Annotated in this window: 10 protein-coding genes and 1 riboswitch; of the genes, 2 read left to right on the forward strand and 8 right to left on the reverse strand. The window is 46.9% G+C overall.

All coding sequences use genetic code 11. The features are described from left to right. Nucleotides 1-21: 21 nt before the first annotated feature. Nucleotides 22-1,134, reverse strand: a complete 1,113-nt coding sequence (locus EL633_RS29105) for a ribonucleotide-diphosphate reductase subunit beta (protein WP_246039288.1) — start codon at nt 1,132-1,134, stop codon at nt 22-24. Beyond that, nucleotides 1,088-3,544: a ribonucleoside-diphosphate reductase subunit alpha gene (locus EL633_RS29110; protein WP_126630734.1), complete on the reverse strand. Its 2,457-nt coding sequence runs from the start codon at nt 3,542-3,544 to the stop codon at nt 1,088-1,090. The genes EL633_RS29105 and EL633_RS29110 overlap by 47 nt, the downstream gene beginning before the upstream one ends. 142 nt (nt 3,545-3,686) lie before the next feature. Then, a riboswitch (cobalamin riboswitch) is annotated at nt 3,687-3,835 on the reverse strand. Nucleotides 3,836-4,022: 187 nt separating this feature from the next. On the opposite strand from EL633_RS29110, the gene EL633_RS29115 reads away from it, so the two are divergent. Next, on the forward strand, nt 4,023-4,562 hold the full coding sequence (locus EL633_RS29115) for a GNAT family N-acetyltransferase (protein ID WP_126630735.1): 540 nt from the start codon (nt 4,023-4,025) through the stop codon (nt 4,560-4,562). A gap of 18 nt (nt 4,563-4,580) precedes the next feature. Here EL633_RS29115 and EL633_RS29120 read toward each other — a convergent pair whose 3' ends face one another. The 5 genes from EL633_RS29120 to EL633_RS29135 all read right to left on the reverse strand — a co-directional run bounded on the left by EL633_RS29120 (nt 4,581) and on the right by EL633_RS29135 (nt 9,486). Next, nucleotides 4,581-5,864 (reverse strand): MFS transporter, encoded by a 1,284-nt coding sequence (locus tag EL633_RS29120; RefSeq protein ID WP_161982523.1) that lies wholly within the window; start codon nt 5,862-5,864, stop codon nt 4,581-4,583. Between the two features lie 136 nt (nt 5,865-6,000). Further along, on the reverse strand, nt 6,001-7,257 hold the full coding sequence (locus tag EL633_RS29125; RefSeq protein WP_126630737.1) for an MFS transporter: 1,257 nt from the start codon (nt 7,255-7,257) through the stop codon (nt 6,001-6,003). Nucleotides 7,258-7,303: 46 nt separating this feature from the next. Then, on the reverse strand, nt 7,304-7,450 hold the full coding sequence (locus EL633_RS36795) for a hypothetical protein (protein WP_161982524.1): 147 nt from the start codon (nt 7,448-7,450) through the stop codon (nt 7,304-7,306). Between the two features lie 207 nt (nt 7,451-7,657). After that, entirely contained in the window at nt 7,658-8,431 is a 774-nt protein-coding gene (locus EL633_RS29130) for a HEAT repeat domain-containing protein (protein ID WP_126630738.1), read from the reverse strand. Nucleotides 8,432-8,799: 368 nt separating this feature from the next. After that, nucleotides 8,800-9,486 carry a DedA family protein gene (locus EL633_RS29135; protein WP_126630739.1) on the reverse strand — a complete coding sequence of 229 codons (687 nt, stop codon included), beginning with the start codon at nt 9,484-9,486 and terminating at the stop codon, nt 8,800-8,802. 546 nt (nt 9,487-10,032) lie between these two features. Between EL633_RS29135 and murA the strand changes: the two genes are divergently transcribed. Then, nucleotides 10,033-11,325, forward strand: a complete 1,293-nt coding sequence (gene murA, locus EL633_RS29140; protein ID WP_126630740.1) for a UDP-N-acetylglucosamine 1-carboxyvinyltransferase — start codon at nt 10,033-10,035, stop codon at nt 11,323-11,325. Nucleotides 11,326-11,452: 127 nt separating this feature from the next. Here murA and EL633_RS29145 read toward each other — a convergent pair whose 3' ends face one another. Continuing rightward, nucleotides 11,453-11,821, reverse strand: a complete 369-nt coding sequence (locus tag EL633_RS29145) for a hypothetical protein (RefSeq protein WP_126630741.1) — start codon at nt 11,819-11,821, stop codon at nt 11,453-11,455. Nucleotides 11,822-11,962 lie beyond the last annotated feature (141 nt).

Genomic DNA, 11,962 nt, shown 5'->3' on the forward strand with positions numbered 1-11,962 from the left:
CCTGCATAGTAGAGAGGATAATTAATCCCAGCGCAGGGTAGAGGCTGCCTGATATTCCGTAACCCGGGTCTCAAAAAAATTCTTTTCTTTCGTCAAATCAATCGTCTCGCTCATCCAGGGAAATGGATGGGAAGAATGATATTGAAGAGGCAAACCAATCCGCTCCAGTCGTCGATCTGCGATATGCTGCACATACTGCCGGAAGGCACTGGCCTGTAAACCTAAGATCCCCTGCGGCAAGCAGTCCTGTGCATATGCGATCTCCAATTTAACGGCTTCATGGATAAGCGCAATAATCTCCTGCTGAAACATTGCTGTCCAGAGGGTAGGATGTTCAGCTTTGATACCATTAATCAGATCAATGCCAAAGTTCAGATGAATAGACTCATCACGCAGGATATACTGAAATTGCTCACCGATACCGGTCATCAGGTTGCGACGATGAAAGGAAAGGATCATGGCAAAGCCACTATAAAAGAAGATGCCCTCCATAATCACATAATAACCAATTACATTTTTCAGAAAGGTCTGCGCCCCCTCTACGGTATCGGTAGTAAAATCAGGATCCAGCAAAGCGGACGTGAGCTTTATTTCAAAGGCATCTTTGCGGGCAATGGCAGGAATCGTATGGTACATGGTAAAGATTTCCTGCTCGTTCAAGCCCAGGCTTTCCACGATATAGAGGAAGGCATGGGAATGAATAGCCTCCTCAAACGCCTGGCGTAAAAGATACTGACGGCACTCAGCATTCGTAATATGTTTAAAGATGGCCAGCACCAGATTATTGCCAACCAGACTTTCAGCCGTAGCAAAAAAGCCCAGATTGCGCATAATCACCAGACGCTCATCCACAGATAACGTGTTATTACGCCAGGTCTCAATATCTTTATTCATCGGAACCTCATTCGGCATCCAATGATTGGCACAACCATTAAGATAATGCTCCCAGGCCCAGTGATATTTAAGCGGCATCAATTGATTGACGGTCACCTGCTGACCATTTAATAAACGCTTCTGTTCTGTCAACGTTTCGTGCTCAAAAGAAAGTGTCACTGCTCTTACCTCATATTCCAACTGTAACTTTAATTTACTGACAGGCTTCGCATTGATCATCCAGCGAACAGATGGTGGCATCAAGAGTAGTCTCACGGGCAAGCTGAATAGTGCTTGAAGGACTACTATGCTTCATCCAGCGTGGCTGAATACCCCAGCGATTTACATCGATTGTAGACTTCTCAATCTGGGTTGCCGCGGCAGTACGCAGATAGTAAGTGGTCTTTAAACCTTTCCGCCAGGCCAGGGTATAGATATCGTGCAATTTTTTTCCACTTGGCTCGATCAAATACAGATTGAGCGACTGCCCCATATCGATCCATTTTTGACGGCGGCTGGCACATTCAATTAACCAGTGAGCATCAATCTCAAAAGCAGTCTGGTAGCGCTGTTTCAACTCCTCCGACACGACAGGAATATCCTGTAACGAGCCATCATAATACTTCAACATCTGCAGCATCTCTGCATTCCAGAGGCCAGCAGCCTTTAAATCATCGACCAGAAATGTATTAATAGTCGTGAATTCGCCAGAAAGATTGCTTTTGACATACAGATGTTTATACTCGGGCTCAATAGATTGACTGACACCAACAATAGTGGAAATGGTCGCAGTGGGAGCGATAGCCAGCACATTACTGTTGCGCATACCATGCTGTTGAATAGCCGCACGCACAACCTGCCAATCCAACGTGGAGGTCCGGTCCATCTCAATGGCAGTACCCCGCTCCTGCTCTAAGAGAGCAATAGTATCAAGTGGCAGGAGATTACGTTGCCACTTAGAGCCTGGATAGCTTTGATAACTTCCGCGCTCCTCAGCTAGCGCGCTAGATGCCAGCAGGGCATAGTAGGCAATAGCTTCCATACTGTGATCAGCAAAATCGACCGCCTGCTGGCTGGCATAGCTGACACCGAGTTGAAAAAGAGCATCCTGAAAACCCATCAAGCCCAGACCAATTGGACGATGGCGAAGATTGGCCTGACGAGCTTCAACGGTAGGATAATAATTGATGTCAATGACATTATCCAGCATACGCACAGCCGTCCGAATCGTCGCTTGCAGACGCGTATGGTCCAGATTGCCAGCAATCAGATGAGCAGCCAGGTTAAGTGAACCCAGATTACAGACCGCCGTTTCATTCTGTGAGGTATTTAATAGAATTTCGGTACAGAGGTTGCTACTATGAATCACACCTGCGTGATCCTGTGGCGAACGTATATTCGCAACATCCTTCCAGGTCAGCCATGGATGGCCGGTCTCAAAGAGCCTGGTAAGCATTTTACGCCACAGGTCCACTGCGGGCATACGCTTAAACTGTTTCAACTGGCCATTATCCGCTAGTCGCTCATATTCACGATAGCGCGTGCTAAAAGCCTGACCGTAAAGATCATGGAGATCAGGCACCTCATCTGGACTAAACAGGGTCCATGACGCACCTTGCTGGACGCGCTGCATAAATTCATCCGAGATCCAGCAGGCGATATTCATATCATGGGTACGGCGCCGCTCATCACCAGTATTACGACGCAGATCCAGAAAATCCTCAATATCCAGATGCCAGTTCTCCAGATATGCACAGACAGCGCCTTTGCGCTTCCCTCCCTGATTAACAGCAACGGCAGTATCATTGACCACTTTAAGAAATGGAATAATACCCTGGCTACTGCCATTAGTACCTTTGATATGAGAACCTGATGCCCGTACATACGTCCAGTCATTGCCGAGTCCACCAGCCCATTTGGAAAGCAGCGCATTATCCTGAACACTCTTAAAGATATGCCAGAGATCATCCTGCACTGTCGTAAGATAACAGGACGAGAGTTGTGGATGGACGGTGCCAGCATTGAAAAGAGTTGGCGTAGCAGGCGTAAAATAAAACTGTGATATCAGCTCATAAAACTCAATTGCTCGCAGTTCTCGCTGCTCCTCATTCAGAGCCAGACCCATCGCAACACGCATCCAGAGCAATTGTGGCAATTCAAAACGCTGTCCTTGATGCTGTAAAAGATAACGATCATAGAGGGTCTGCAAACCTGGATACGCAAAAAGCAGATCCCGCTCTGGCTTGATCGCACGAGCCAGGGTGGTAAGATCGAAGGTGGCCAGGCGCGTATCCAGGGCCCCGGATGCGATGCCACGCTGAATATAGCCAGAAAAATAGTTAGCATAGATAGCTGGAGCATCCTTCAGTTTGAGCCTTTGTTGAACGACTGGCGGCTGGACTTCATTATAAAGGGATAAGAGCAGGAAGCGGGCCGCAGCAAAGGTATAGGCAGGTTCGAACTCGATATGGGCACGGGCCGCCATCACCAACGCTTTCCAGATCTCGGCCGCTGAGGCACCGGAATAGATATTGGCCTGCACATCAGCCTGGAGCAGCATTGCATCAACTTCAGGAGCAAGATCCTGACAGACGTCAGCAATAACCGCGAGCACATTACTATCAGCCTGCTGCTCGTTAACGCGCGAAGCATCAGAAAAGGATAATGACATAACGAAGCATTCCTCCACAAACAAAAAACCTGTTCCCCTCAGGCGAGAACAGGCTGACGTGCAAGAATACCAGGCTATCTGTCGAGTAAACAAATACACAGGCAACAAAAACTTGCGGGTCGCCCCTTTCACGCGAAGGGATCAATCCATAACAACATAGATGGGCATTCGGGCTTGGCGGTCTATCTTCTTACTTACGCCTTACCGTTGCGCGACAGCGCCGGACTTTCACCGGACTTCCCCCATTTTCCCTATGCGACAAAAGCATAGGCCTATGGCATTTACTTTATTTATTGTGCTAACACACAACATATAGTGTTTACGTGTGCAACAATACCATATATTGATTCAAAAAGTCAAGCATCATCTTTTTCGCGTCAATTTCAATTACGCCGATGCAGGCCAATGATGCCATATACCAAATAGCTCGTACTCAACGAGAACGCATAAGCGTCTTATTGATAGAGGAGGTAAAAACATGTCCCTACGATTTACATTTATGACGGCGCAAGATGCTCATACTATTGCTCAATGGCGGTATGAAGAACCTTATAGTATTTATAATCTGGATGCAGCTAGCGATGGCTATTTGCAGGAGATGCTTGAGCCACGAAGCCCACATTATAGCATTAAAGATGAGCAAGGAGAGTTGATCGGATTTGCCAATTTTGGTACATCGGCACAAGTCTGGGGCAGCGAGGTTCCTGCATTATATGGCGAGAACAACATCATCACTATTGGCATTGGAATGCGTCCAGATCTAACCGGTAAGGGACAGGGATCAGTCTTCCTGAAAGCGATATTAACTTTTACCAGAGAAAAATTTGCGCCTGATCAGGTTCGCCTGTTTGTCCTACCATTCAATCAACGAGCAATTCATTTATATGAGAAGATGGGCTTCAGGCGTGTCGGAAGCTATATGCAAGAAAGCAAGCTACATGGCAAACGAGAATTTATTGAAATGAGCCGCTCGCTTGAAAAGAATACAGGAGAAGAAGTATACAACTCCTTCTCCTGAGAAAACTTCTGATATTTTTTAAGAAACTGAAGTAAGATCCAAAGAGGGTATCACTTCATCCAAAGGCCTGGCTTGTTCATGCAAGAATTGCTCAATTTCCAGTTCCAAAGGAGTAGCCTGCTTCTTATGTGTGGCCTGGCGAGCAAAAACGAGCATGATGCAAGCCAGCACAAACAAGATCATCACCAAGCTATAGGAAGTTCGCAGGCCAAAGATATCAGCTGCACGGCCCAGCAGCAATGGCGCAATAAAGATTGCCAATCCTGCCGCTAATGAAGAGCGAGCAGCGGCGGCATCAGTATTGTCAGCTCCCTCGTTAAGCACAATCGTAAAGGTCAGCGGGAAAAGATTGCCAATTCCCAGGCCCGCGACAAAGAGACCAAGGACATGTAGGATTGGTGTGGGACCCAACCAGAAGAGGAGAAAGCCAGTTCCTGCAATCCCCAGGGCCACAACCAATAGTTGATCAGCGGAGAAACGCCGCGTCAGGATACTACCGATAAAACGGCCAAACATTTCCGCAAAGAAGAAGAGGCTCATCAAGGTTGAAGCGGTCCTGGTTTCAAAACCAACAATCTTGATCAGGTAACCAGAGCCCCAAGTAAATGTCCCCCACTCGAAAGCTACTACCATTACCATCACACCCAGATAAAACCAGCTGGCACGCGAAAAATGGGCGCGCGTCCTGGTAGTCTGAGAATGTTCCACACGAGCGCTAACGGGAAGACGCACATCATGAAAAAAACAGGCCAGCAGAGCCATCATGACTAATGGGACCAGGAACATGGCGCGCCAGCCTAACCAGGTACTCAGGAACAAACCAAGGACAATAGGGCCTGTCACCGAACCGAGACAAGCAATGGTATTAGCCTCAGTAATCGCAATGGTGCGTTGACTACCATAATAGTCGGATAAAGCAGATTGTACGATATTAGACAGCGTACAACCAAAGAAACCTATACATAAAATGCCAGAGATACTTACAAGCGGATGATGGGCCAACATGAGCAATATACCACCCAGAGCAATACCAGTCACACAGAGCCACAACATAAGCTGACGACCAATACGTTGGGCGATGCGATCTCCGCATAGTCCAGATAAGATAATGCCCATAGCCAGGCTACTGACATGTAAACTATCAATAGTGTAGTTCAGGTGCATCTCGGCATGAAGAAAAGGTACAATTGAGCCGGGTGAAACTTGTAGATAACAATAGGCCGCCAAGAGAAGATAGGAGAGCCAGGTAAAACGATTGCGCACAAACGGCTGTTGCGCAGACGAGATAGCGATATTTTCCATAGATTGTGTGTAAAGTCCCCAAAAAATTGAATAAAAAAAAGAAAGAGAAAATGTAAACATAGGCACGCGAATAAAGCCAGTATACAAAAGCAGCGGCGCTCCTATCCTGGCTCATGCTGTCAACTATGACTGTTTTTTATTTACTACCTGATAACTCAACACAGCCTTCAGGTAGCTCGACTATATCTTGTTCTGTACTGGCAAGTAGATCCATCTTCCGGGTGGCTTTACTTGCTAACAAAACAAATACACCAACAAGTATAAACAAAATAAGAATGACACTATATGCCCGCTTTAGATCTAGTTTATCAGCTAATTGGCCCAGAACCAATGGTGATACAAAAATTGCCACACCACCACCGAGCGCAGCACGGGCACTGGCGAGATCAGCATACTGGGGGATCCGGTTAGCCGATGAAGCAAAGGTAAAGGGAAAGAGATTGCACACCCCCAACCCCACGATAAACAGACCCACCACATGGAGTGGGACAGTTGGTCCCAACCAGAATAATAGAAAACCTAGTAAGGCCACCAGTAACACCGGCAATAATAATTTTTCTACGGCAATACGCTGTGTTAAACGGCTACCAATTATCCGGCCAAGTACAGAGGCGAGAAAGAAAATGCTCATCAGGAACGCCGCATTGGTACGCTCGAGTCCTACTCCATTAATTAAATAGCCAGAGCCCCAAAAAGAGATGCCCCACTCAGCAGCCACACCCATAACCAGAGCCAGCCAATAAAGCCAGAAAGACGCCGGCAGTCTGACGCGTCCAGTTACTGAACGTTTCTGACCATATGACTGTGCCTCTGGTACAGGCACCTTCCAATAACAGAGGGCCAGCAATAAAACCACGACAACAGGAATAAGTAATACACTGCGCCAGCCAGCTCCTACCAGCACCAGACCACCCAGACATAAAGGGGCCAGACCAGCACCCAGGCTTCCAGCTACATTCGCCTCGGTAATCGCTGTCGCTCGATGTATACCATGAATATCCGATAGCGTAGCTTGAATAGTTACGAGCAAAAAGGTTCCGAGCAAGCCAATAATAAACATACCAGCGATACTAAAGATAGGATGATGACTAAAGAGGACTAACAGTGCGCCCACTAACATGCCAAAGGCACCGCCCCAGAACATTATGCGTCGTCCCCAATTGCGCACGATGAGATCGCCTGTCAGGCCAGCGATAATCATTCCCAATGCGATCCCACTCATGTGTAAACTATCAACAGTATAGTTGAGATGCATTTCTGAGTGTAAGAATGGGACAATAGGTCCAGGGGAGGCTTGCAAAAAAGCGAAGATTGCTAAGGCGATATATGCTAGCCAGGTAAAGCGATTGCGCACAAATGGTTGGCGCAATAGTGATTGCGTAGTGTTTTTCATGTATTTCTTTTTTGTTGTTTCATAAAAAAAGGGAGCAGATTCACGGCTAAAAAGGATGGCTTAAAAGTATTTTTTTAACTTTTCCCTCTTCCATAGACGGTTCTCTACCTACCGGGGTAACTGGATTTTTTAGTAAATTCTCTTTGGTGAGGTAAATTGATGTATATGCGAGTGTGTTTTTATCTAACGCCATGTGCAAGTGTTATCCCTCACACCTCGCGCCTACGGCTCTCGCTTGTTTGGAGGAGGAACATGGCGAGGCGGGTGCGACCGCCTCGCCATGTTCCTCCTCCAAAGAGTGGGTATGTGGAAAACTTGCACATGGCGTTATCTATATTCTTGCGCCTGAGGAGTTCATTAAGAGGGAAGGACAGCCCAATAGGTGCGCGACTACGCGCGTCTATTGGGCTGTCTGATGGAGTTCGTGAGCGGATTCAACTACTTTGATTAGTTCTAGCTGTTGTAAGGCGTTGCTTACAGCCATGCACATTACTGGTTCGGGATCAGAGAGATGAGGTTGTAATGATGGAATGGCTTGCGTATCACCTATTTGTCCCAGGGCTACCGCTGTACGCCAGCGCATTTCGGAGAACTCGTCATCAGTTGGGGCGGACAACATTGGGAGGAGCACAGGAACAGCGCTTTTAGCGGCAAGGTGGCCAACGGCTTCGATACTGGCGATGCGTACTTCTGTTTCTTCTAGAGGATCTGTTAGACAAGCGATAAAAGCTTCAACGGTCCTGAGATCACCAAGACGATCCAGTGCTTCGATAATGAAGATGCGCCGATAAGAAGGAGAAGCTTGCTCGAGTAAGCATAGTAGTGGCATAACGGCACGTATATCTCCCAGCAGGCCCAGAGCTTTGATAGCACTGTTCCGCGTCTCTAAATCGGGATCATCCAAAATTGCCAGCAACGGCGGTACAGCACGCCGATCAGCTAGATCTCCCAGGACACAGGCGGCGGCACGCCGTATCAATGGTTCCTGATCATGAAGGAGATTGATCAGAGGCTCTACTGCACACATATCTCCAAAGCTTCCTAGAGAAAGAGCAATCACGGCACGCGTCTGCTCATCTTTACGCTCAAGAGCCGCAAGGAGGGGTTCTACTGCGCGTGCATCATTTAGCTTACGCAGGGCGGAGACAAGACTTGAAACAACACTTACATCCATAGCTTTACCTTCGTGTTCATTTGAATTTAAGAGTATAGCAATAAGCGACTCAATCACTGCCACATTCCCCAATTCACCAGGAGCACTTACGGTCTCAGAATATCAATAAGGTATCCAGCGATAGTAAACCCTTACTTTTATAGAATATTTTAGCTTTTTCTAGCTTTTTCTATATTACAGGATAAACTTGTTTTTTGTCTGAAAATTTTATAAAGAAATGGTAGAAAAGCCAGAACTAAAATAATTTTCATAGTAAAAGAGGATGCGTTTATAGTGTGTGTCTATAAACGCATCCTCTTTAGCGCCTTCACTTTATTTCCAGATGTTATCAATCGCCGGAGTGTCCGAACTCTGATTAAGAACAGGCATTAGCTTTTCGTCAGCGAATGTTCCTTGGATGCATCTGCAGAAACAGGCTCCGCAATACTACGAGCGATGCGCTTTTTCACCAGTATAACCACCACAATCATAATCACAGCGGCAACTACAAATCCTACCCAGCCAACCGTTCTCGCCAACCATTCAACCTGATCAAAATGTTCATGAAAATAGCGTCCAGCAATGTAACCTAACAGGCCCACATAGGTAGCCCAGATCACGCCTCCCAGGCCATTATAAATCATGAACGTGCGCCAGTGCATCCGATTAACACCAGCCAGAAAAGCCGAGAAGATACGCAGGAGAGAAACAAAGCGTCCGAAAAAAACCGTTTTGGCTCCATGACGCGCAAAAAAACGTTCCGCTAACTCCAGGTGTTCCATTTTAATAAAAAAGTAGCGACCAAAGCGAGCCACTACAGCCCGGCCACCCGTCCGGCCAATATAATAGCCAATGTTATCGCCCATTATAGCCCCGAAAGCCGCGCAAGCAATCACGATCGGAAGCTGTAAAGCTGGATCGGTTGCTGCATAGAAAGAGGCCAGCAGCAACATGGTCTCACCAGGGATTGGTATACCAATACATTCAATCATAATAAATAAGGTAATAGCCGGATATCCGATCACGTGTAGCATATCTTGCAGGGTCTGCACAGATATCACAGATGCTACGATCATATCGATAATCTCCTTGACGTTATGAAACGACAGTTTACACAACACACAAAAATGCAGTGGACATAGTTACTCTATAAGTAGATCAGCAAAACTTTCTCTGATCTTCAATTGCAAACAAGGCCTCAATACTTCCGTGGCTTCGCGTATCAATTTTCAAACAACCACCTTCAAGCTTCAAAATGGCCAATTTAGCTCTATTATAGTGGAAGACTGAAGTAGCAGCCCATAATTAACATTATTTACAACTTTGCTACTCAGCAATTTGTGTTTGAGCATGTCATCAGAGAAGATCAGGGTATTTGCATAGTACCTTATGGCTAATTCTTGACGCATGGGCTTATATACGCGCATGTAAGGCGTGCAATGCAAGTTAAAAACATTTTTTCTCGCTTATTACAATTTAATTACGATTGGTTTCACCTCCAGGTTACGAAGGAGGGGAACTGCTACTAGTCCTTTATGCTGGCAATTCCATCCAATCCCTAACGATATGATATGCTAATGGCGCATAGATTATGCACATACATTAAAGGGGATTCGAATTCTATGTCGATACGACAACCTGTTCGCTATCACGTACGTGGCGGACAACGCCTTGAAGGAACTGTGATTATTCAAGGCGCTAAAAATGCCGCATTACCCATTATTGCCGCTTCTCTGCTGGCCAGAAAAGGGCAAACTATTCTGCACAACGTCCCATTAATTAATGATGTTTACGTTGCTATTGAAATTGCCCGCGACCTGGGCGCTAAGATAAAACTCCATGAAGAAGAACAAGTCCTGGTTATTGATGCCTCAAACATCACATCCAGCAGCCTGTCACCAGAGCTCACCAACATGATTCGTGGGTCAGTCCTCTTTCTCCCCCCAGTCATGATGAGGACAGGTCAGGTTACCATCGAAAAAGTTGGAGGCTGTAATCTGGGTAAGCGTAGCCTGGACTTCCACTATCGTGGTTTTGCGCGCCTGGGGGCTGAAGTTACAGAAGATGAGCAAGCCATTTCTGTGCGTATGAACAATCCCAAAGGTGCCTATCTCTATCTGGACACACCAAGCCATACAGGCACAGAAAACCTGATGGCCGCAGCATGTCTGGCAGAAGGAACCACCATCATTGAAAATTCCGCGCTAGAGCCCGAGATCGCCAATGTTGCCAACTTCTTAAACTTGATGGGGGCAAAAATCTCAGGCGTAGGCACAGGAATTATCCAGATTGAAGGTGTCAAAGAACTGTCAGCCGTTGAATATACGATCATGCCCGACCGCATTGACGCGGGCACAATGGCGATCATAGCCGCCGCCACACAGGGCGATATGGCATTAATTGGTGCCAATCTCCGTCATTTCGGCGTAGTACGCGCCAAGTTAGAGCAGATGGGCGTAGAACTACAGGAAGATGGTCCTGTCATTCGTGTACGCCGCCCTGGTGAACTACGACCTGTCAACGCCATCACCTGGCCTTATCCGGGTTATCCTACAGACCTGCAATCGCCACTCATGGCCCTGGCCAGCCTGGCCTCAGGAACGTCCTATATCCGTGAGACACTGTTTGATCAGCGCTTCGGAGTCGCCGACGACCTCAACAGAATGGGAGCCAACATCAAACTTGAAGACGGTTCAGCAGTCATCGCTGGTCCATCTCGGCTCTCAGGTGCAACAGTCTGGGCCCATGATCTCCGCGCAGGAAGTGCCTTAATCATCGCGGGTGCAGTTGCCGAGGGCGAAACAATTATCGACAATGCCCAGATGATCGAGCGGGGATATAGCTCAATCATTCGACGCTTAACACGCCTGGGATTGAACATCGAGGAAGAACGCCAGGAAGCACTCGTACAATAATACGTTTCCTTGCACAGTTCAACAAATACTGATAGGGAGATCTCCATAAATATATCTATCAATGGAATCTCCCCAGGCAGTATTTGAAGCACGTGAGGACATATTTTGTCCTTATGGAACAGTTATTTTACTGCGTTTTTACCAGCATACCAGCACATAAACCACAGATACTACCATCCTCATCAACCACAAAATAGCAGCTATCCACACTCCCGCTAGTGGATTGAGAAGCGAAAGAGCGCTCAGGGTTTTCGGCCGTCCAGGCAGGCGGATCACTGGCGGGAAATGACTCCTCTGAAGCTTCTTGCACCTCATCTTCTCCTGCTGACGATGAGCCAGCGGCAACCGTTGTATGAGGCCTTCGGACTCGACCAGAGAACCAGTGTCCTCCCAGGAAAATTTTCAGGGCCTGTCCCTCAACAAGATCAGGACCATAGACTGAACCTATAGAATAGTTACCAGGATTGGTGCTGGCAAATAATTTTTCTTCAGACATTATAGGTAAACATCCTTTCTACCTTACTCTCAGCAGTCTTCTAAAACTACATGCTTGCTCAATTCTATTTTAATAGCAGGCAAGCGAACATTTCACAGGACTTCAACTCTTTCCCCCTTACACGTATTATTGCAACATTCG

Origin of the sequence: Dictyobacter alpinus, from assembly GCF_003967575.1 — a bacterium.
GTDB classification, from domain to species: domain Bacteria; phylum Chloroflexota; class Ktedonobacteria; order Ktedonobacterales; family Ktedonobacteraceae; genus Dictyobacter; species Dictyobacter alpinus.

Bases quoted from the DNA above. Each gene is read 5' to 3' on its own strand.
- EL633_RS29105 (WP_246039288.1), bottom strand. From the start codon at position 1,134: ATGCCACCATCTGTTCGCTGGATGATCAATGCGAAGCCTGTCAGTAAA.
- EL633_RS29110 (WP_126630734.1), bottom strand. From the start codon at position 3,544: ATGTCATTATCCTTTTCTGATGCTTCGCGCGTTAACGAGCAGCAGGCT.
- EL633_RS29115 (WP_126630735.1), top strand. From the start codon at position 4,023: ATGTCCCTACGATTTACATTTATGACGGCGCAAGATGCTCATACTATT.
- EL633_RS29120 (WP_161982523.1), bottom strand. From the start codon at position 5,864: ATGGAAAATATCGCTATCTCGTCTGCGCAACAGCCGTTTGTGCGCAAT.
- EL633_RS29125 (WP_126630737.1), bottom strand. From the start codon at position 7,257: ATGAAAAACACTACGCAATCACTATTGCGCCAACCATTTGTGCGCAAT.
- EL633_RS36795 (WP_161982524.1), bottom strand. From the start codon at position 7,450: ATGGCGTTAGATAAAAACACACTCGCATATACATCAATTTACCTCACC.
- EL633_RS29130 (WP_126630738.1), bottom strand. From the start codon at position 8,431: ATGGATGTAAGTGTTGTTTCAAGTCTTGTCTCCGCCCTGCGTAAGCTA.
- EL633_RS29135 (WP_126630739.1), bottom strand. From the start codon at position 9,486: ATGATCGTAGCATCTGTGATATCTGTGCAGACCCTGCAAGATATGCTA.
- murA (WP_126630740.1), top strand. From the start codon at position 10,033: ATGTCGATACGACAACCTGTTCGCTATCACGTACGTGGCGGACAACGC.
- EL633_RS29145 (WP_126630741.1), bottom strand. From the start codon at position 11,821: ATGTCTGAAGAAAAATTATTTGCCAGCACCAATCCTGGTAACTATTCT.